Raw genomic sequence first — 19,850 nt, 5'->3', positions numbered from 1 at the left:
AAGCTGATTAGCATTTTTTGGCATCAAACTTATCATTTCCAGCCGATAGCGCTTACACCTTAAATTGGCCTACTAACGAATCTAGGTTACGCCCTTCGTGAGCCAACTCTTGGCTGGTATCTGAGGCGCTATTGCTCGACTGCAGTAGCTCGTTGACAATATCTTGGATAGCAAACACATTACGGTTAATCTCTTCGGTTACCGAGCTTTGTTCGGTGGCGGCGGTGGCAATTTGGGTACTCATATCATTGATAGAGGTCACCGCAGAAGTAACGGCGCCTAAGCTGTCGGAAATCGCCCGCGATGAGCTGACTGAGCGATGACAACTTTGCTGGCTCGACTCCATGCTATTAACCGCCAGCGAGACTAAGTTGTGCAGCTCTGACAGCATTTCATTGATCTCTAAGGTACTCGCTTGAGTGCGACTGGCCAGGCTGCGCACTTCATCGGCAACCACGGCAAAGCCTCGCCCTTGCTCACCCGCTCTCGCCGCCTCGATCGCGGCATTTAGCGCCAATAGATTGGTCTGTTCGGCAATACCACCAATCACACTCAGTACGCTGTTGATTTTTTGTGATTGCTCATTAAGCGAGGTAATGTGGGTGGCGGCGGTATCGATTTCGGCCATTAATGCCGACACTTCGCTCAATGAAGTATCGACACACAGCTGGGCATTACCCACATCTTGTGTCGCAGCTTGTGTCGCCTCGGCGACCTGAGTTGTGCTCATCGCCACTTCTGATGCGGTCGCCGACATTTCGGTAATCGCGGTGACCACCTGATCTGTCTCATTATTATGGCTTTGTAACTGCTGCGACATGGTATGCGTCTGGGCTAAGATGTTATCTGCGCCCCCCTTCACGGCCAGCGTTGCCTGTGCTACCTGCTTGATAATGCCTTGCAGCTTTTCGACAAACTGGTTAAAGGAGCGTCCTAACATGGCTATCTCATCTTGACCTTCAACCTCAAGCCGTTTAGTCAGATCGCCCTCTCCCTTGGCAATATCTTCAAGGCTGCGCACCATATTATGAATTGGATTGACCATACGCTGCGCCGCAAACAGCATCACCACGGTCGTAATACCAATGATCACTAAGACAATAAACACAATTGTCATCGCCTTATTCTGCATATTTTTGGTCATCAACGCGCGATAGTCGTCGATAATCACATCCAAGTCATCAACATAGGCCCCCGTCCCTATCACCCAATTAGTACCGGGAACCACAGCGCTATAGCTGAGCTTAGGGATGATTTGGCTGGTACCAGGTTTGGCATACTCAAATTCAAAATGACCATCGGCATTACGGGCAGAGTCAATAAGCCCTACCACAACTTTTTTACCGTTGGGGTCAGTCATACCTATCTGATCTGTGCCTTCCAATGCTGGCGCCACAGCATGAAATATGGTCTTACCGGTAAAGTCATAAATAAAGAAGTAACCTGCGCTGCCAAACTGGACGTTACGCAACGCCGCACTAACATCACCGCTATCGCCGAGACTCAGCTGATACTTAACAATCTCAACGCCTATCTCTATCTCTTCCTCTAATAGGCTCTTTCGCTCACTGTAGAGGGTGTCACGAAAAGTGTTCATGTTTTCTTCAAGGGCGTTCGACTCTAGGGTATAGGTGATAGCCACCAGCAACAAAAAGCTGATGATTAACGGCAGTAAGGCAAACACCAGTAGCTTATTCTTCATTTTAAGTTGCCACATTTCCATGCTCCATAACAGATTGATACATTAATTAAAAACAGAGGTTAATCGCTTGCTTGATGAACCCAATAGTTAAACTATAGTCAATATCGCTTTAGCTGCCGTACAAAAAATACCAAGAGCAACACAATACCTTGTTTCATTATGAAAAACTCAAGTATCACCTGACCCACAGCGCACTAAATGGAGATAAGCCGAGATCACCATAAGGCAAATATACCCGACCAGTTGGACGACAAGACATTGAAAATTAATGGCTTAATATCAGTAATGATCGAACAGTAAGACAGCCTATTAACAAGATAGCCTGCTAACGACTTACACTTTTACAATATCTATCACTAAATTGAGCCAGGCTTTCAGCAGCAAAGTCGACTCCTATTACTAAAGTACGACAGTCTAACAGCAAAGCTAAAACGAAATTGCCACTTATCTGGCAAAATCAAGCAGGTCATACCACATTAGCACACTCGAGAAACACAATTGCGTTACACATCCTTAACTAGCAAGGTTAACACTTCGAAGTGATCGGTATGGGGAAACATATCAAAAAGTTGAACTTTGGTGATGTGATAGCCTTTGATCTGGCGTAGATCACTGGCCAAGGTATGAGGGTTGCAACTGGAGTAGAGAATCGCTTTTGGGGCGAACTCACTTAATGAATGGCACAGAGATTGACCTATGCCACGTCTAGGAGGATTCACAATAATCAGATCAGGCTTATCTTGAGCTTGCTTACCGCTGGCAAATTCGGTCGAGTCGAGGGCGGTAAATTGCACCTTCTCTAACCCCATCGCCTCTGCCGACTGTTTGGCGCATGCTATCGCCTCAGGTTCGATTTCGATGCCGGTTAACGCTATGTCGCCAGAGGCGCAGTGCAAGCCAAAGCCGCCCACACCGCAAAACAGATCCCAAATCGATTGAGGCGCAAGCTCAGCGGTCCACTCACGAGCAGTTTGATATAGCTTTTCAGCCACCATGGGATGGGTCTGAAAAAAACTCTTAGGGCGAATAGACAGCGGCACGTCATTAAAACGTTCTTCTAAGCGAGTCGCCTCAGTGAGGAACATTTCCGTGTCCCCCTCAAGAATTGCCATATGCACTGGCTGCAAGTTAACCGACACCACCTTAATTTGTGGATATTCAGATAATAAAGCTGGCAGTTCGCGCTCAATACGAGCAATGGCATCGGTGGAACGCAACACAAACCTGAGCATATATTCACCGCGAACTCGGCTGCGGGTGAGCAAAATAAACTTCAATTCGCCTTTTTGTTTATCGACCCGATATGGTGGAATACCAGCTTGGCGCACAAACAGCTGTAAGCGATGCAGCAGCTGCTGCATATCATCAGGGTAGAGCTGGCAATCACACAGACTGACAGGCTCGCCACTGGGGCTCACTATGCCTAAAATAGGCTGATGAGCGGCGCCCAGCACCACCATTTTGGCCTTGTTACGAAATCCATTTTCAGGCCCACCTACAGGTGCCAGCCACTCTTGTACCGGTAATCCATGCAGCAACTGGCGTAATACTGCCGATTTAGCCGTTAACTGCTCGGCTAAAGGTGTCTGAATATGACGACAAGATAAACACTGCTTAGCATCGAAATGGGCACACTTCACGGGTGATAGGCTCTGAGATAAATAGAAAAGACGGCCCATTTTAGCGCCTTTCAGCTAAAGAATCACCTGCTGAGCAAGGATCTTTCACCACGCCTAAATCAAGGCTTAATGCCTCTATCCGTGATGACAGTCCATTTAGCCTAAGGGCAAATGATCAACATCGGCTTTTATCGGTCTGACACCTATTTGCTCACGCAGCCATAGCATAGCATCGGCGGCGGTATGCCTAAAGGTGGTGAGCTTACCCCCATAAATGGTCAATAAGTGTGGGTGACTCGGCTGAGCATCCATGATGGTGTCTCTAGGGGTATCGAACGCTGTTCTCGTCTGTTTAGGTAAGACTCGCACACCGCAATAGTGACCAACGACCTTGCTCTCGAGAGCATCCATTGCCATATGGGCAAAGTAATGACGATAAATCCCCAGTAAATATTGTGTTTCTGCAACCGTGACCTTGGCATCCTGCGGCGTCGCAATCGTCGTCTCTGTGGTGCCTATCATGGTTTTACCATGCCAAGGCATCACAAATACTACCCGCTTATCGTAAATAGACTCGAGATATAAAATGCCAGCAGGCGCGGCAATATCCAGCACCAAATGACTGCCCTGCACCAGCTCGATAGCCAGTTTATCCACCTTAGGAGTGACAAGTTCTAAGGTATCGTTGACCCAAGGCCCAGTGGCATTAATGACGCAGCGCCCGTGCAGACTCGCAGCCCTGTTGTTGTGACGGTAATTGACCACGCAGCCGTCGCTGTCATGAATGATCTGCTCTATCTGCACCTGAGTGATAATGTTGGCGCCAAGTTGCTCGGCACTGGCGGCAACGGCACGGGTCAGCGCCAAATCGTCGGTTTGCGCGTCCCAATAACGAAACACGGCCCTAAGCCCCTTGAGCGTAATACCAAGTGAGCTCCACTCTTTTGCCTCCAGCGACTTAAATTGCCCCAACGGGTCAAACTCACTGAGCAAGGCATAAAGGCTCAGCCCAGCGCGTATAGCCAATGGGCCGCGCTGGCTGTCTTGGTAGACGGGAATATAAAAAGGCACAGGTTTTACTAAGGTGGGAGCTAAGGATAACAACGCTTTACGCTGTGCTAACGACTCTCGAACCAAGCCCAGTTGGCCACTTTCTAGGTAGCGCAGGCCACCGTGGATAAGCTTACTGGAATTGGATGAGGTTTGTTCACCAACACCATATTTTTCAAGCACGGTAACGCGATAACCTGCCGCTTGTGCCCGCTGCGCGATACCCACACCGGTTATTCCGGCGCCAATGACGATTAAATCGACAGCGTCCATAGCACTTCTTATCCCCTTAAAATCATCGCGCATTTATATCAGGTTAACTTTAAATCCGATGCGCTATCCTGGCGCGAACCAATATAACAAACAACCGCCACGCGTTTATCTTGATTCAGCTTAAATAGGCATAAGCTTTATCGCACAGCTGTTTTAACTGAGCAAATTCAGCATCTTCGCCACCTAACCTACAGCGCATTTGCATGGGCACTTGCTGAGCCTGCGTTTCAAGCTGCAAGCCTTTGTCGGTGAGGTGTAACACTCTGACTCGCTCATCTGTTTCACTGCGACCGCGTGTCACCAACCCTTTTGCTTCGAGGCGCTTTAACAAGGGCGTTAAGGTACCAGAGTCTAGGTGTAACTTTTCACCTAAGGTTTTAACGCTGATCCCCTGATGTTGCCACAGCACCATCATCGCCAAGTATTGCAAATAGGTGAGATCTAACGCCTCAAGCAAGGGGCGATAGGCTCTGATCATGGCATTGGTGGCACTGTATAAAGCAAAACAGATCTGATTTTCCAATATCAAAGGGTTATGGCTGTTATCTTGACTCATTTACGGTTGTTCCAGTATTTAATTGCACACAACTTTTCATCAGTCTACTGCAATCTTGATCCAACTGACAACGACAAACATTGCGATCGCGCTAGTAAGACAATGCCATGCCGATCCAACGCGTAAAACACCTGATTTGTGTAATGACTCAATTATTATCACCCAATTTGCATTTTATTAACGAATGCGGTTGATTTATAAACACCTTTCCCCTAAATTGCCCAGCTTATACTAGGCTAAAAATGTGACGCTGCGCCGTTAATGGCTGCATACTGGCCTTGCTCAACTTTATAGAGCACAAAGGCAATTAACTTGCAGTAAAAAACAACCCTAGCCACAACTTGATAGACCTGAAGTCATACTTTGCTACAAAACCTAAGGTTATAGACCTAAGTCAAAGACTTGGCTTAACAAAATAGATCACAACAACACATTGGAGGTGTTCACTATGAAGCAGCTAATTCTGGCTCTGCTTTCACTACTATGGTTAGGCAATGCCGCAGCACACTGCCCACAAGAGCTTGAGTTGGTAGGTATAGCATTTGATGTCAACAGCTCGTACTTTGGAAAACATCACGCCAAGCAACTGCAACAGCTCATCACTGATACTCAAATCGATAACGGCTACTTATTACTCGAATTTCCTATCTATAAAGGCCAAACCGATAAAAAGCTGCGAAAATATGACCGTTGGCTGGCGTATCGACGCATCGAACGCGTGAAAGAGTACCTTGCGAAATCTGATTACAAGGCGCCCATTATGACCCGCATCCTCACAGCGAGTAATGACAATAGCCGCACCCTAAGCATACATTGGTGTCAAGATGCTCATCCAGTAACGATCGCCGCCAAGGAGAGTCGCTCAGAGCAAACTGATACCGCTGATGCAAACCTAAGCGATTAAACCCACGGATCAACCACCTACACCGCAAATGAAATCGACGAATTAAGCCCAAACTGGCGGCAATCGCCGCCAGCAATACAAGCAATAAACATGCGTTATCCCTCGTTGATCTCAGCTGCAAAATCTGCCCCAGTTAACACTTACCTGCCATTTCACGATTTGCATTGCAAATATGACAGATAAACTTAATCTCCCTTTGGCTGCGCAGTAAACTATTGATAACAGGGTTTTCACCCTTGCCATCTTGATCAGGCGAGCACTTCCCGAGGAGGGAACATGTTAAGAATTGTCATTTTAAGTTTGTTATTGCTATTAAGTCTCAGCCCTTTTACCAGCCAAGGCGCCGACACAACCACTCAATCTGATACCACTTGGCACTATGTCGACGACCAAGGGCAGTTAAAAATAAAACTATACTTTTTTTGGTCTAAAACCTGCCCCCATTGCGCCGAGGCCCACCCTTTTATCGATTCGCTGCCACAACAATATCCCTGGATAGAGCTGGAGTCACACATGATTTCGGCCGATGGCACCATGGATAAATGGCAACAGATTGCCCAAAAGACCCAAGTACCTGCCCGCTCGGTGCCCTACATTGCCGCCTGCGATAAAGCCACTGTGGGCTACAGTAGCGAAGCGGTCACCGGGCAGTACATAGTGCAAAACCTTAAAGCGTGCTATCGCGCCTTAGGTGGACAAGTCAGCGATGACGAGCATCTGGCCCCACAGGCCAATGCCGACACTGCCGATGCCTCGCCCCTCTTTGGCACCTGCAGTGAAAGTGAACAAGCCGGTACCTGTGACCTAGGGCTAGGCGCCAGCCCAGATGCCACTCCGACTCCTATAAGCCAGGTGCAACCGGTGGAGTTGCCCTTTATTGGCGTTATCGCTCCCGAGACCCTGTCGCTACCGGTACTCACTGTAGTACTGGCTGGGGTGGATGCATTTAACCCCTGCGCTTTTTTCGTGCTGTTATTCCTATTATCCATCATGGTTAACGCTAAAAGCCGAAGCAGAATGTTGATTGTGGGCGGTATTTTTGTCTTTTTCTCCGGCTTTATTTACTTCCTATTTATGATTGCATGGCTCAATATTTTCGAACTGCTCGGTGCGGGTAGTGACGGAGGATTGATTATTCTCGGTGCAGGATTAATGGCCTTAGTCGCAGGGATTATCAATATCAAAGACTACTTCTTTACCAAAGGAGAGGTCACCTTGTCTATGTCGGCAGAAAACCGCACCGGACTCATTAAGCGGATGGGTAAACTCACCAGCGCCAGCAGCATGGCGGCGATGATCGCTGGCACTGTGGTATTAGCCATTTTAGCCAATGCTTACGAGCTGCTTTGCACCGCTGGTTTTCCGATGATTTACACCAGTGTATTGTCGATGCATGAACTCCCCGCATTCGATCGCTACCTGTATCTGGCTTTTTACAATATTGTTTATGTGATCCCACTGGCCATTATTGTCATCGCCTTCAGTGCCACCTTAGGTAAACGTAAGCTAACGGAGAAAGAGGGGCAAACCCTCAAACTGATGTCGGGCATCATGATGATTGGACTGGGCGGCACCTTAGCGGTCGATCCTACGGCACTGCAAAACGTCACGTTAGCGATCGCCTTGATTGCCGCATCCATTGGCTTAACCTTGGTTATCACCTTAGGCCGTAAGTTGATTGCGCGCCAAGGTTAGGCTGCCATGCGGTGATGGTATGGCACATCACCGCGCTTACCTTAAAAAGAGAATTAAAGCTGCGCAAGGCTAGGCCGATAACACTATAGTTAAGTTAGGCTAAGAGCTAATTTAATTGCGTTTCGCGTTAACGATACAAAAATCCATATGATAATGGGCTATCGTTAACATAAGGCACCATTTAATTTAAGGCAGTCCTCATGGCAGTAACGATTGGTACCAGCAACCTCCAACCCAATATGAGCAATGGCAGTGTTGGGGTAAAAGTGGCTCAGCTTGCTAAGGAGCAACAACAAGCTGAGGGAGAAATTGCACTGCAATTAATTAATGCAGCGACGCCCGCACCAAGCGCGGCGCCAGTTGGAAACATAGGCAACAATATTAATACCACGGCATAAGCGCACACTTATAAGCCAATAAAAAGCCCACATTAGGTGGGCTTTTCTACATCACCTGCATTATAAAAACACGCCTGCTTTGGACTCGCCACGGGCTTAGCTATGCCAGCCTTAAAGGTGTTACGCCCCGCTTTTTTAGCCTCGTAGAGTAATGCGTCGGCGCTGCGAATAAAGGCCGCGGCATCGATCCCCTCTTGCCACTGGCACACCCCTTGAGAGACTGTAAGGTAAGGAGCAATATCTGAGGTGGCATGAGGAATTCGCGTATGCTTGATAGCTGTCTTTAGCTTTTCGGCGATCACCACAGCTCCTTTTAAGTCGGTCTCCGGCAAGATAAGAGCAAACTCCTCGCCACCATAGCGAGTCGCTAAGTCACGCGGACGATGAGCGATTTCCGACAAGATAGCCGCCAGCTGTACCAAACAGCGATCACCTGCGACATGGCCTTGACTGTCATTAAGACGTTTAAAAAAGTCCACATCGAGCAATATTAAACTCAGCGGATGACGGTTACGTTCTGAGGCTCTGATCTCTTGATGTAAAATCTCGTCAAAATGGCGTCGATTGCTTAAATTAGTCAACACATCGATCAAGGCCATGCGGCGAAACTGCTTCACTAACATCTGCTTTTCCACGTCTCGCAAGATAGCCGTATCGAACCACTGGGCTAACACTTTCTGTCCAGTAAAAATGATCACAAAAAAGCAGCCGAACTTGGTAAAGGCAAATACCAGACTTTCAGGCAGCGACGTCATACGAATGATCAATCCCATCAACATCAAAGGAATAATAAAAGCCAACATCCAGTTTCGCTTAGGAAATAGGGCTATCGCAAAGGTTACCACCAAAATATCAACCAACGCCTCAACTCCAGCCAATGCCGAATATTGATTAAATCCAAGCAAAGGTGAGGCCTGCAAAAATAAACTAATGATCAAAAACAGCCACGCCGCCGCTAACAGCAAGAAGTAGCTCAGCACCATGCGCTGAGTCATCGCCTCCCGCTCCATCCAGATGCCCATGGCGAGCCCCAATAGCGACACCAACAACACAGGCAACACCATTAGCGCCAACACATCGAAATACTCGGCTGACAAGGATCTCACGTAAGCGCTCATAGAGATGGCCACGATTAAAAACAATGACAACAGTGCAGCCCACTTAATGCTGTTAAGTATGTAGCGCAAAGTCTCAATTTTATGTTGCTGCTCGAAGTTAATTATTTGATTTGTCATACATAAGACGGTGAGTTACCGATAATACCTCAATAAAAATCTTCTTGTTAAATCAGTATATAAGCAGATACAGAAACAGCCAGCTAAGCTGGCTGTTTAATCAAGGTATTAGGCTAACATTACGCGGCTTGGACGCTGCTGTCTTCGCTATGACGGATCAGATAATCAAAAGCGCCTAATGAAGCCGTGGCTCCACTGCCCATGGCTATGATGATCTGCTTGTAGGCCGAATTGGTGACATCACCTGCGGCAAATACACCCGCAAGCGAGGTTTCCCCTTTCCCATCGACAATGATCTCACCACGGTTAGTCAGCTCGAGTGTGCCTCTTAACCATTCGGCATTCGGCACCAAACCTATCTGCACAAATATACCCGCCAAGGCGATATGGTGGCTTTCGCCTGTGGCTCTGTCAGTATAATTTAGGCCATTAACACGTTGACCATCGCCAGTCACCTCAGTGGTCATTGCCTGAGTAATAATATCAATATTGCCCATAGATGCGGCCTTGCGTTGCAGCACATCATCGGCTCTAAGCTTGCTATCAAACTCCAATACCGTGACATGTTCAACGATATTGGCTAAATCGATCGCCGCCTCAATACCTGAGTTCCCCCCACCAATGACGGCAACCCGTTTACCTTTAAACAGTGGACCATCGCAATGTGGGCAGTACGCGACCCCTTTGCCCCGGTATTCTTGCTCGCCGGGGACATTCATTTCTCGCCAGCGGGCACCTGTGGCGATTAACACGGTTTTGCTGCGCAGCACTGCGCCGCTTTCCAATTCAAGTTCAAATAGCTCGCCAGATTTAAGGCTCAAGGCACGTTGATTATCCATAATATCAACATCATATTCGTGCACATGGGCTTCAAGGTTAGCCACCAGCTTTGGCCCTTCGGTGGCTTTCACTGAAATAAAGTTTTCGATGCCCACAGTTTCGGCGACTTGACCACCAAACTTGTCGGCCACGATTCCGGTACGTAACCCCTTTCTGGCTGCATATATGGCCGCCGATGCACCCGCGGGGCCGCCACCGACAACCAACACATCAAACGCTTGTTTCTGATTTAACTGCTCAGCCTTACGGCCAGCGGCATTGACGTCTAGCTTATTAAGGATCTCAACCACACTAATACCGCCCACAGAGAAAGGCTCACCGTTGAGGTAAACAGAGGGCACCGCCATAATGTTGCGTTGATTCACTTCTTCTTGGAATAGTGAGCCATCAATCAACACATTGCTAATATTAGGGTTAATAGCTGCCATCATATTCAGTGCCTGCACCACTTCTGGGCAGGTTTGGCAGCTTAACGATACATAGGTTTCAAACCGATACTCGCCGGGAAGTGCGCGGATCTGCTCTATTAGCTCTGCATCGAGTTTAATCGGATGCCCACCGGTGTGCAGCAAAGCTAACACCAATGAGGTAAATTCATGCCCCATAGGCAAACCAGCAAAGCTGATGCGGCTATGGGTTTCGTTGTTGGTTACTGTCATTGACGGGGTGCGTTCACCCGCGGATTCGGTCACTGACACTAAGCTTGAAGCGTCAGCTATATCGGCAGCTAACGACTTTAATTCTAACGCTTTAGGACTGTTATCTGCTGATACGACAAGTTCAACTGGGCGCTTGAGGTTTTGCAGATAGGTAGTCAGCTGATTTTTTACATTCGCATCTAACATAAAAGCTCCTAAATATAGGCGACTCAAAAATGAGTAAAGAAAAATAGCGATAAAGTGCCGGCTCAGGCATTGCAGGGGGAACCTGAGCCGGCATTAAGATAATGGGGCTAAGTGATGAACTTAGCCGGTAGCGAATAAGCCAGATGTGGCTCTATCCGCTAGGGGTGAGGCTGTGTTAGATTTTACCCACTAGATCTAAAGAAGGTGCTAGGGTGTCTTCACCTGGCTGCCATGCAGCAGGACAAACTTCACCGTCGTGTGTTGCAACATACTGAGCAGCTTGGATCTTACGAACTAACTCAGCTGCACTACGACCAATACCTAGATCATGAACTTCAGCCACTTTAATTACACCTTCTGGGTTAATAACAAAAGTACCGCGAAGTGCTAAACCATCTTCTTCAATCATCACACCAAAGTTGCGTGTGATAGTACCGGTTGGGTCACCGATCATTGGGTATTGAATTTTGCCGATAGTGTCTGAGCTATCGTGCCATGCTTTGTGAGTAAAGTGAGTGTCTGTTGACACTGAGTACACTTCAACGCCCATAGACTGTAGCTTCTCGTAGTGATCGGCCATGTCACCTAGTTCGGTAGGGCACACAAACGTGAAATCAGCTGGGTAGAAGAACACAACTGACCACTTGCCTAAAAGGTCTTGCTCGGTTACCGAGACGAAATCACCATTGTGGTATGCAGTTGCAGAAAAAGGCTTGATTTCAGTGTTGATGATAGATTGTGTCATGTCATGCTCCATTTAGGGTTATTAACAGATTAACGCTTGGGTAGCAGCCGTTTGCTGCAACCCGTTGTTTGTTTCGATGGAGAGATAATAACGCGGCGTGACAATTAAATATAACGGGTAAAAACTATCATGCTAATCGATTTTTGTAATTGAACTTTGATCGCAATGAAAAAATCGATTAGCCCTAAGCGACTATGTTGCAGTGACTAATTATAAAAGTGGCGCATTTAAATGCTAACAGCTAAAAATCACTCCCATAGCTCGAATCGCGTTAAACTGCGGCCCAAGGGAAAGTCCAATTGCAAGGATAACTGCTGCGCCTCGGCTTTTAAGCCACTACTACTGACCGACTTAGCCACTTTCCCCGCAATTACCACCCAATTACCGCCACCGGTTAAACAGGCTCTTACCTCGACAAAATGGAGCTGCAGTAACGCTAATAGCTCTCGATTTTGACTATGTTCTTTCCAGCAATTGAGCACCAAATACCCCTCACCCTTAAGCAGGCTCGCCGCATTGGCAATGAAAGTTTCTGACAGCTGGTTTTCATCGACACCGTCGGCACCATAAATATCGGCAAAAATCACATCGGCCTTTTTATGCTCCCGCGCCACCAAAAACTCGGTGGCATCTTGATGGATAAGAGTGAGCTTTTTGCCCGTAGGTAACTGAAAGTAGCGTTTAGCAATATCAATCACCTCGCCGCGCAGCTCGACGGCGGTAATATTAATGGCGCGATCGTAATGACGTAACGCATGAATTAAGCCCCCACCACCCAGGCCTAACACTATGACTCGCTTAGGCTTAATAAAAAGCAGTACCAATAACATGGCTTGTAAATACGTATGCTGGGGAATGTGCGGTGATGACTTAAGCAGTTTGCTTTGTTCATCGCTATCGCCAAACGAAAGCAGGCGCATCTGGCCATCTTCGTTAACGATTAAAGGGCCGTACTCATCCTCGCTGCGATACAAGGTTTGAAAATCTGTCATCTGGACTCCGACAATAAGCATAATGAAACACTGAGCCTATCGCGACCGGCCCTTGATGGCGGCGTGATGTAAGCCGAGTAACAAAGGCGATAGTATGACTGAATCGGCGCGCTAACACAGCCACCACAGGGTGATTTATCCTCCACTTCAACCCCGTTACACAGATAAACCCACCGGTTTGCTCGATTAGTCGACAGAACACCCCCAGCTTGATGCAACAAGCTCGTTAGCATAATGGTTATCGCTAAGCCACTCCCCCTCAACTTATGATCCCACATTAACCTGTAAGCCAATTTGCTGATGCGTAACAAGAGTCATTGCATAAGCCTGCATCATGTAGTAAATGTTAAAAGTCTTTTATTTATAAGCTATTACTAATGACCTATTCACTACTTATCGTCACCCTGTTTATTGTATTATTTATTTTTGGCCAGCGCCTATTGACCAATTGGGTCAGTAAACTTGCCCAACATAAACAGGTATCAGCGACTCGTTCGAAAATGGTGATCCAATACATTAGCTACCTCTATTTTACCCTGATGGTGTGCCTAATGGTGGTTTCGCTCGGGATTGAATATCAGCAAGTGTCGCTGTTTATCTCATCCATCTTTGCCGTACTGGGTGTTGCCCTTGTCGCACAATGGTCGATACTGAGTAATATTACCGCCGGCATTTTAATCTTCTTCGTCTTTCCCTATCGCATTGGCGACAAGATTAAAGTGATTGATAAGGATGAAGATGTCACAGGGATCATCGCCGACATATGTCTATTCCATGTATTGATCCAACGCGACGACGATGTGCTTATCACTTACCCTAATAATTTGATGCTGCAAAAAGGGGTACTCAAGTTATCCAGCCATGCCCCAGCACTCATTAACGAAAAAGATGATAAAGACCATATCCAAATCCAAAGTGATTAAGGCGTCATCTAACCAGAGGCAAGACTATGCTGACCACTCTTCTCTACAGCCCACAAGATAATTCGCTCATTCAAGGCGACGACTCCCATATCGCTCAGTGGCAACAGAGCGATGACGCCATTTTATGGCTTAATATTGATGGCGAGTTAACCGAGCCACTGCAAGCCATGTTAAAACAAACCTTTAACCTGCATCAGCTAGCGCTGCAAGATGCGTCACGCGATAGGCATCCACCCAAGATTGAAGATTTTGGCGATCACACCTTTATTTTGCTGCGTGGCTTGTCGGCAGATTCTGAATCCATTAATTGCGATAATATTCTCTTGGCGATGTTTATCAGTGAGCGCTTTATTATCACTCGCCACTCGGCCCGCTCGCTCAGCATCGAGCGCACCATGGCGGCGCTGCACGCGGGCGATATCTCCCTCGCCACTGGGACTGGGGCCTTAAGCCTTAAGATCAGCCGCTTTGTGGTGAAACGCTACCATAAAATTCTGTTTGATTTAGAAACCCGCCTCGAACAACTTGAGTCGGTCATGCTGACCACCGCCGATGATAAGGTACTGGCCGAAGTGGTATTGTATAAAACCGATCTCACTCGTTTGCGGCGTAACTTTCACTATCATGTGGAGTTGTTTAACAATCTGCGCGATGAGCCATCGCTCCCATTTGATAGCGCACTGGCGCATGAGATCAACGATGTGTGTGAGCACCAACATCGCGCCGCGAGTCTGGCAGACCTGTTTTATCAAGTTGCTAGCGACTTAATTGACGGTTATATCTCCATTAGCGCCCATCGCTTAAACAACATCATGAAAGTACTGACGATTATTACCGCCATATTTGTACCTCTGACCTTTATTGCTGGTATTTATGGCATGAATTTCGAGTATATTCCCGAGCTAAAAAACCCTTACGGTTACTTTATTGTCTGGGGCGTGATGCTCTGCATCACGGCGGTATTGATTTGGCTGTTTCGACGCCGAAAATGGATTTAATCACTTCAATACAAGATTACCGCTAGGCGAGGCATAGACAATGGCCAAGCTGCGCCATCACAAAGGGCTAATCATGGGTAAGGATTAGCCCTTTGAATTTAATATGATTATGTTAAAGCGGAGTTGGCAAGTCGACAGTGACTAACACTTAATGTCTAACGTATAGTGCCTCTCACTTGGTGCCTAGCCGGCAACCCAAAAGCTGCCTAGCGTAGCACCCGCTGAAAAAAAGCCACTGCCTGGCCATACATCTGTAAGGCTAATGCCGGGTCATATCGCTCACCCTCATCGCGCATAAAGGCATGCTGAGCGTTAACCTCAAGCCAGCTAAAGCAGCGCTTGGTTTCGCTAAGTTTGGCATAGATAAGTTGCCGCCCGGCGACATCCACATGTGGATCTTGCCTACCAAACACTAAGGCTAACTCGCCTTGAATATCGCCAGTGCGACTCAACGAGTCGTTGCCCTTATTACAAGGTAAGGTATTAGAGTGAATATCGGTTGGATACAGGCAAAAGGCCCCGACCACATCGCTATTGAGCGCGGCGCGATAGGCCAAGTGGCCGCCAATACACACGCCCATCGCCCCCACTAAGCTGCTGCAAAACGGCTGGCGCTGTGCAAATTCCACCAAGGCCTGAGTGTCGCTATCGTGATGCTCTAACCCTTTGGTAAATTTGTCTTGGTTACCCTTATCTTTGCCCGCATCATCGTAAGCCAACACAGTACCTAGCGGGTTAAGTTCGTGAAACACTTCGGGCACCAACACCACAAAACCATGACCAGCCATGATTGCGGCGGCGCGCGCAATAGGTGCCGTTTGCTGGAAAATTTCAGAATAGAAGATGATGGTCGAAAACGGCCCTTCGGCATTGGGACGGTAGAGATAGCATCTCATGGGACCTGTGGGGGTATCGATATCGTGAACAGCCTGTTTAACCATCATACTCATGCCCTCGGGCTAATAAATGTACTTATAATTTATCAGCCTAAGGGGAGAATGTCAGGTAAAACTCATCGTTAACCATGGCGTTAAAACTGCGTCATAAGCGCCAGGATCAATCGCGGTTTATTAAGGTTAATAAAGCTGGTTAGGACAATCCTCGCCATCAAGCAGCTGCTTAATATTGGTTAAGCTGGTCAGGGCAATTGACCCCAACGCCTCTTCGGTTAAGAAGGCTTGGTGACCAGTAAAAATCACGTTATGGCAGGCCGACAAACGTCTGAACACATCGTCTTGAATGATCTCATTAGACTTATCTTCGAAAAAGAGCTCCTTTTCGTTTTCATAAACATCTAAACCCAAAGATCCAATTTTGCCCTCTTTTAATGCCTCCATGGCATCCATCGCATTGAGCAGGCCGCCACGGCTGGTGTTGATCACCATGACTTTAGGTTTCATCTTGGCAAAACTCTCTTGGTTTAACAGATGGTGATTATCTTGGGTAAGCGGGCAATGCAAGCTGATAATATCGCATTGGGGATAGAGCTCATCGAGGGATAAATAGGGCACGCCTAAATCAATAACAGCTTGGTTAGGGTATGGGTCGTACGCGACCACTTTACAACCAAAGCCTAACAGCACCTTAATGGTGGCTAAGCCGATGTTACCCGTGCCAATAACGCCGACAGTGCGGCCATGCATATTAAAGCCAACCAACCCTTCGAGCGAAAAGTTTGCATCTCGAGTACGTTGGTAGGCTTTATGCACCTTGCGATTAAGCGTCAACATCAGCGCAACCGTATGTTCGGCCACCGATTCTGGCGAGTAAGCCGGTACGTTAACCACTTTTAACCCTAACCGCTGCGCTGCCACTAAATCGACGTTGTTAAAACCAGAACAGCGCATGGCGATAATCTTGGTGCCGTTTTTAGCCAGTTCAACCAACACCTCTTCGCACAGAGAGTCGTTAACAAAGGCACAAATCACCTCAAAACCTAAGGCCAACTTTACTGTTTTCATGCACAGACGAGAATCAAAATACTCTATGCGGGCGCCAAAAGCTGTGTTGGTGCGATTGAAATGCTCCATGTCGTAGTGCTTAGCACTAAAAAAACCAATTTTCATATTTGATTCCCAATAATGTGCGTGACCATAGGTCACAGAAAAAGAGTGTTCCTAGCGTCAATGCTAACCCTAACAAGCTGTTACCCCTTGTATATTCGGGTTATCATTCTGCCCTCCAAGGCTCATAGCGATATAGCCTAATGTCCACATTCTAATAAAGATAAAATCAGTGTAAGAGATCATTATAACTCAGGCATTACACTTGGATCATGACCACTGATCATGGCAAGTCAATATAATTACCCAACCCCATGATAAAACCGCAAGCTTCATCACGAAAACTCTCTCGCAACAGGGCGCCAATGTGCTTTGCCATGATTTCCTGATAAGCTCAAGACAAACTTATTGATGCCATTGATCTTATGGGACGACAATCGATTTCTGAAAAACAGTTTTGGTTACAACGCCTGAGTAAAACCAGTTTACGCGCCATACATATTTTAGGCATTACCGGGGCCGGCGGAGGGATTTTATTAGGGGTAGCCAAAGCCGACTGGAGCCTATACTGGATACTTGCGATGGGATCGGGCAGTCTATTAATGCTGTGGGAGATCATGCGTGACTGGCGCTGGCTTATCCAACTAAAGGGCGTACTCACTATAGTAAAACTAGGATTATTAAGTTTATTTATTCCGTTGGCCAATTATAAACCCGAACTACTCATCGTCATTGTATTATTGTCGGTCGTGGTCTCCCATGGGCCAGCAGGATTACGCCACTACTCAATTATTCACAGGCGACGTATCGATGGAAAAAAAGAGATTAAAGGCTAACGTAGCCCCCTTAATTAGCCACTATTTACCCAATTTAGCTCAGCCTGCACAGCTGCAGATATTAGATCTAGCCTGCGGTGGTGGCCGCAATGGGTTATGGTTCGCGCAGCAAGGGGCAAATGTGACCTTCATCGACAAGGATATCAGTAATTTACCCAAGCTTCTTCCACACTGCCATGCATTAGCTTATGATCTTGAAGATGGCTCCGCGCCCGCTCTGCCTGTACATGAGTTTGATATAGTACTGGTGTTTAACTACCTACACAGACCGCTATTTGAGCAAATAAAACACTGTGTTAAGCCAGAGGGACTGTTAATTTACGAGACCTTCACTACAGAGCAAGCCAAGGTAGGCCGGCCTAAAAACCCCGCTTTTTTGCTGCAAGCCGATGAGCTGCTCACTCAATTCGATGAGTTTGATATATTGCACTATTTTGAAGGTAATGTAGGCTGTGAGGATGAGCCCATCTATAAAGCCCAGTTTATCGGGCAAAAACGCGCTTAGCCTCATCAACATAGCATTAAGGACGTTACATGTTTCCCTATCCCCAGCAATATCGCTTAGCGGCGCCGCCGCTCATCACCGTGCTTATGGTTGTTTGGGCGTTATTGTCTAGGGCATTATTAGGGGACGCTAGCCCTATTGGTTTCTACCCACTGTTTATGTTGTTTCCGCTCAATATCCTGCTGCATGGCCAACTGCTTTGGCAGGCCAAAGGGATGGAGCGACTCGATCAAGCTCTGTACGCCTTTATTCATCTGTCGCTGGCTTTTGTGGTTTGGACCTTTGCCATCATGCATGTCAATGGCCATAGCCTGTAAACTGCGCCCAATTTACCCGCTGCAGGTGAGTTTTGCTTGCGAGCCATGACGCTAAACGGTATCTTGGCTGCCGCTTAAAAATACCGAACCGACTATGAAAGATTTTGTATACACTCCACCCACCACGCCTTGGCTAGATGTGGTGCATCAAGACAAAGATATCATCGTGCTCAATAAACCCTCTGGGCTGCTCTCAGTCCCGGGGCGCGATCCCGCCTATCATGACAGCGTTTTTGCCCGCGTACTCAGCCAACACCCTAACGCCCAGATAGTACATCGTCTCGATATGGCAACCTCTGGCATTATCGTCCTTGCCCTGCGCCGCAGCGCCGAGCGCGAATTGAAACGCCAATTTAGGGACAGAGAAACTCACAAAACCTACTACGCGCGCGTCGCAGGCCATGTTAAAACCCAAGGCGGCACCGTTGAGCTGCCGCTGATCTGCGATTGGCCTAATCGCCCCAAACAGAAAGTCGATCACCAATTAGGTAAGCCCTCGACCACCCATTTCGAGGTGATAAGCCGCGCGAAACGTTCAACCTTGGTTAAACTCACGCCTATTACTGGCCGCTCTCACCAATTGCGGGTACATATGATGGCCTTGGGACACCCCATTCTTGGCGATAACTTTTACGCCGATGCATTAGCCAAACGACTCGCCCCTAGATTACTACTGCATGCCCAGTCGCTAACCCTTCATCACCCCTACAGCGGTGAGCCGATGACCTTTAGCACAGACATCCCATTTGCAACGCCGAGCGAACAGCAATAGCTAACAACAACCTAACTAGGCTGCTATTAGCTATTGAAATTGGCATTAATTGGCCTAAAAAGTTAGCCGTTACTCAAAAAATATCGTAGATTAGCAAACAATATTAATCATAAAGCGGTATTGACTAGTGGATAGTTCATTTCAACGTGATCAATTAGATAATCAAATTCTGTCGGCATTAATGCAAGAGGCACGCACCCCCTTTGCCGAGCTTGCTAAGCGATTTGGTGTCAGTGCTGGCACCATTCATGTGCGGGTAGAAAAGATGAAGCAAGCGGGCATCATTACTGGCGCGCAGATCACCGTCAACCCTAAGGCGCTAGGCTACGATGTGTGCTGTTTTATCGGCATTAACCTTAAGAGCGCCGGTGACTACCCTGCCGCCATCGCTAAGCTGAATGCGTTAGAGGAGGTGACCGAAGCCTATTACACCACGGGCAACTACAGTATTTTTGTCAAGGTGATGTGCCAGTCTATCGATGGTTTGCAGCATGTGCTGATTAACCGCATTCAATCGATTGATGAAATCCAATCTACCGAAACCTTAATTAGCCTACAAAATCCGATTATTCGTGCCGTTAAACCATAAAGGTTACCAATAACGCAGCAGCGATGTCCGCTATAGGTAGTGGCGACCTCTGG

At 47.4% G+C, this 19,850-nt stretch carries 20 protein-coding genes; 10 read left to right on the top strand and 10 right to left on the bottom strand.

Translation table 11 applies throughout. The annotated features are described in order from the left end of the window. Window positions 1-52 precede the first annotated feature (52 nt). From DVO77_RS05445 to ohrR, 4 genes are all read right to left on the bottom strand, one after another. Window positions 53-1,717: a methyl-accepting chemotaxis protein gene (locus DVO77_RS05445; RefSeq protein ID WP_119977622.1), complete on the bottom strand. Its 1,665-nt coding sequence runs from the start codon at window positions 1,715-1,717 to the stop codon at window positions 53-55. Window positions 1,718-2,205: 488 nt separating this feature from the next. Next, a complete protein-coding gene (rlmC, locus tag DVO77_RS05440) occupies window positions 2,206-3,381 on the bottom strand; it encodes a 23S rRNA (uracil(747)-C(5))-methyltransferase RlmC (protein ID WP_119977621.1) in 1,176 nt (391 codons plus the stop codon). A gap of 96 nt (window positions 3,382-3,477) precedes the next feature. Then, window positions 3,478-4,644 (bottom strand): glycerol-3-phosphate dehydrogenase/oxidase, encoded by a 1,167-nt coding sequence (locus DVO77_RS05435; protein WP_119977620.1) that lies wholly within the window; start codon window positions 4,642-4,644, stop codon window positions 3,478-3,480. A 115-nt stretch (window positions 4,645-4,759) separates the two neighbouring features. Further along, window positions 4,760-5,200: a transcriptional regulator OhrR gene (gene ohrR, locus DVO77_RS05430; RefSeq protein ID WP_119977619.1), complete on the bottom strand. Its 441-nt coding sequence runs from the start codon at window positions 5,198-5,200 to the stop codon at window positions 4,760-4,762. A 448-nt stretch (window positions 5,201-5,648) separates the two neighbouring features. Here ohrR and DVO77_RS05425 point away from each other — a divergent pair, with 448 nt between their 5' ends. The 3 genes from DVO77_RS05425 (at window position 5,649) to DVO77_RS05415 (ending at window position 8,197) form a co-directional block, all read left to right on the top strand. Next, window positions 5,649-6,104 (top strand): hypothetical protein, encoded by a 456-nt coding sequence (locus tag DVO77_RS05425; RefSeq protein WP_119977618.1) that lies wholly within the window; start codon window positions 5,649-5,651, stop codon window positions 6,102-6,104. Between the two features lie 276 nt (window positions 6,105-6,380). Continuing rightward, on the top strand, window positions 6,381-7,799 hold the full coding sequence (locus tag DVO77_RS05420; RefSeq protein WP_119977617.1) for a cytochrome C biosynthesis protein: 1,419 nt from the start codon (window positions 6,381-6,383) through the stop codon (window positions 7,797-7,799). A 200-nt stretch (window positions 7,800-7,999) separates the two neighbouring features. Beyond that, window positions 8,000-8,197 (top strand): cytoplasmic protein, encoded by a 198-nt coding sequence (locus DVO77_RS05415; protein ID WP_110457233.1) that lies wholly within the window; start codon window positions 8,000-8,002, stop codon window positions 8,195-8,197. Window positions 8,198-8,229: 32 nt separating this feature from the next. Here DVO77_RS05415 and DVO77_RS05410 read toward each other — a convergent pair whose 3' ends face one another. The 4 genes from DVO77_RS05410 to DVO77_RS05395 form a co-directional block, all read right to left on the bottom strand. Next, complete coding sequence (locus DVO77_RS05410) at window positions 8,230-9,432, bottom strand: GGDEF domain-containing protein (RefSeq protein WP_119977616.1); 1,203 nt, start codon at window positions 9,430-9,432, stop codon at window positions 8,230-8,232. Between the two features lie 119 nt (window positions 9,433-9,551). Then, on the bottom strand, window positions 9,552-11,117 hold the full coding sequence (gene ahpF, locus DVO77_RS05405) for an alkyl hydroperoxide reductase subunit F (protein WP_119977615.1): 1,566 nt from the start codon (window positions 11,115-11,117) through the stop codon (window positions 9,552-9,554). Window positions 11,118-11,292: 175 nt separating this feature from the next. Beyond that, a complete protein-coding gene (gene ahpC / locus DVO77_RS05400; RefSeq protein ID WP_110457230.1) occupies window positions 11,293-11,862 on the bottom strand; it encodes an alkyl hydroperoxide reductase subunit C in 570 nt (189 codons plus the stop codon). A gap of 248 nt (window positions 11,863-12,110) precedes the next feature. Next, window positions 12,111-12,854 carry a spermidine synthase gene (locus DVO77_RS05395; protein WP_110457229.1) on the bottom strand — a complete coding sequence of 248 codons (744 nt, stop codon included), beginning with the start codon at window positions 12,852-12,854 and terminating at the stop codon, window positions 12,111-12,113. 377 nt (window positions 12,855-13,231) lie between these two features. On the opposite strand from DVO77_RS05395, the gene DVO77_RS05390 reads away from it, so the two are divergent. Next, window positions 13,232-13,777: a mechanosensitive ion channel family protein gene (locus tag DVO77_RS05390; protein WP_110457228.1), complete on the top strand. Its 546-nt coding sequence runs from the start codon at window positions 13,232-13,234 to the stop codon at window positions 13,775-13,777. 26 nt (window positions 13,778-13,803) lie between these two features. Continuing rightward, window positions 13,804-14,775, top strand: a complete 972-nt coding sequence (gene corA / locus DVO77_RS05385) for a magnesium/cobalt transporter CorA (RefSeq protein WP_119977614.1) — start codon at window positions 13,804-13,806, stop codon at window positions 14,773-14,775. Between the two features lie 206 nt (window positions 14,776-14,981). Here the strand turns inward: corA and DVO77_RS05380 are convergent, their stop codons facing one another. Together DVO77_RS05380 and DVO77_RS05375 are read right to left on the bottom strand one after the other, a co-directional pair. Continuing rightward, on the bottom strand, window positions 14,982-15,719 hold the full coding sequence (locus DVO77_RS05380) for a dienelactone hydrolase family protein (protein WP_119977741.1): 738 nt from the start codon (window positions 15,717-15,719) through the stop codon (window positions 14,982-14,984). Between the two features lie 132 nt (window positions 15,720-15,851). After that, the gene (locus DVO77_RS05375; RefSeq protein ID WP_110457226.1) at window positions 15,852-16,841 is read right to left on the bottom strand and encodes a 2-hydroxyacid dehydrogenase; all 990 of its coding nucleotides are present in this window, start codon (window positions 16,839-16,841) and stop codon (window positions 15,852-15,854) included. Window positions 16,842-17,203: 362 nt separating this feature from the next. Between DVO77_RS05375 and DVO77_RS05370 the strand changes: the two genes are divergently transcribed. The 5 genes from DVO77_RS05370 (at window position 17,204) to asnC (ending at window position 19,797) form a co-directional block, all read left to right on the top strand. After that, complete coding sequence (locus tag DVO77_RS05370; RefSeq protein ID WP_110457225.1) at window positions 17,204-17,614, top strand: hypothetical protein; 411 nt, start codon at window positions 17,204-17,206, stop codon at window positions 17,612-17,614. Beyond that, window positions 17,589-18,119 carry a class I SAM-dependent methyltransferase gene (locus tag DVO77_RS05365; RefSeq protein ID WP_119977613.1) on the top strand — a complete coding sequence of 177 codons (531 nt, stop codon included), beginning with the start codon at window positions 17,589-17,591 and terminating at the stop codon, window positions 18,117-18,119. Before DVO77_RS05370 ends, DVO77_RS05365 begins: the two co-directional genes overlap by 26 nt. 29 nt (window positions 18,120-18,148) lie before the next feature. Continuing rightward, on the top strand, window positions 18,149-18,436 hold the full coding sequence (locus DVO77_RS05360; protein WP_110457223.1) for a hypothetical protein: 288 nt from the start codon (window positions 18,149-18,151) through the stop codon (window positions 18,434-18,436). A 94-nt stretch (window positions 18,437-18,530) separates the two neighbouring features. Next, window positions 18,531-19,208: a bifunctional tRNA pseudouridine(32) synthase/23S rRNA pseudouridine(746) synthase RluA gene (gene rluA, locus DVO77_RS05355; protein WP_119977612.1), complete on the top strand. Its 678-nt coding sequence runs from the start codon at window positions 18,531-18,533 to the stop codon at window positions 19,206-19,208. Between the two features lie 127 nt (window positions 19,209-19,335). Beyond that, complete coding sequence (gene asnC / locus DVO77_RS05350) at window positions 19,336-19,797, top strand: transcriptional regulator AsnC (RefSeq protein WP_110457221.1); 462 nt, start codon at window positions 19,336-19,338, stop codon at window positions 19,795-19,797. Window positions 19,798-19,850 lie beyond the last annotated feature (53 nt).

It is taken from the genome of Shewanella algidipiscicola, assembly GCF_003605125.1.
GTDB classification, from domain to species: domain Bacteria; phylum Pseudomonadota; class Gammaproteobacteria; order Enterobacterales; family Shewanellaceae; genus Shewanella; species Shewanella algidipiscicola.
This window is presented reverse-complemented; position numbering and strand designations above follow the sequence as displayed.

Bases quoted from the DNA above. Each gene is read 5' to 3' on its own strand.
- DVO77_RS05445 (WP_119977622.1), bottom strand. From the start codon at position 1,717: ATGTGGCAACTTAAAATGAAGAATAAGCTACTGGTGTTTGCCTTACTG.
- rlmC (WP_119977621.1), bottom strand. From the start codon at position 3,381: ATGGGCCGTCTTTTCTATTTATCTCAGAGCCTATCACCCGTGAAGTGT.
- DVO77_RS05435 (WP_119977620.1), bottom strand. From the start codon at position 4,644: ATGGACGCTGTCGATTTAATCGTCATTGGCGCCGGAATAACCGGTGTG.
- ohrR (WP_119977619.1), bottom strand. From the start codon at position 5,200: ATGAGTCAAGATAACAGCCATAACCCTTTGATATTGGAAAATCAGATC.
- DVO77_RS05425 (WP_119977618.1), top strand. From the start codon at position 5,649: ATGAAGCAGCTAATTCTGGCTCTGCTTTCACTACTATGGTTAGGCAAT.
- DVO77_RS05420 (WP_119977617.1), top strand. From the start codon at position 6,381: ATGTTAAGAATTGTCATTTTAAGTTTGTTATTGCTATTAAGTCTCAGC.
- DVO77_RS05415 (WP_110457233.1), top strand. From the start codon at position 8,000: ATGGCAGTAACGATTGGTACCAGCAACCTCCAACCCAATATGAGCAAT.
- DVO77_RS05410 (WP_119977616.1), bottom strand. From the start codon at position 9,432: ATGACAAATCAAATAATTAACTTCGAGCAGCAACATAAAATTGAGACT.
- ahpF (WP_119977615.1), bottom strand. From the start codon at position 11,117: ATGTTAGATGCGAATGTAAAAAATCAGCTGACTACCTATCTGCAAAAC.
- ahpC (WP_110457230.1), bottom strand. From the start codon at position 11,862: ATGACACAATCTATCATCAACACTGAAATCAAGCCTTTTTCTGCAACT.
- DVO77_RS05395 (WP_110457229.1), bottom strand. From the start codon at position 12,854: ATGACAGATTTTCAAACCTTGTATCGCAGCGAGGATGAGTACGGCCCT.
- DVO77_RS05390 (WP_110457228.1), top strand. From the start codon at position 13,232: ATGACCTATTCACTACTTATCGTCACCCTGTTTATTGTATTATTTATT.
- corA (WP_119977614.1), top strand. From the start codon at position 13,804: ATGCTGACCACTCTTCTCTACAGCCCACAAGATAATTCGCTCATTCAA.
- DVO77_RS05380 (WP_119977741.1), bottom strand. From the start codon at position 15,719: ATGATGGTTAAACAGGCTGTTCACGATATCGATACCCCCACAGGTCCC.
- DVO77_RS05375 (WP_110457226.1), bottom strand. From the start codon at position 16,841: ATGAAAATTGGTTTTTTTAGTGCTAAGCACTACGACATGGAGCATTTC.
- DVO77_RS05370 (WP_110457225.1), top strand. From the start codon at position 17,204: ATGGGACGACAATCGATTTCTGAAAAACAGTTTTGGTTACAACGCCTG.
- DVO77_RS05365 (WP_119977613.1), top strand. From the start codon at position 17,589: ATGGAAAAAAAGAGATTAAAGGCTAACGTAGCCCCCTTAATTAGCCAC.
- DVO77_RS05360 (WP_110457223.1), top strand. From the start codon at position 18,149: ATGTTTCCCTATCCCCAGCAATATCGCTTAGCGGCGCCGCCGCTCATC.
- rluA (WP_119977612.1), top strand. From the start codon at position 18,531: ATGAAAGATTTTGTATACACTCCACCCACCACGCCTTGGCTAGATGTG.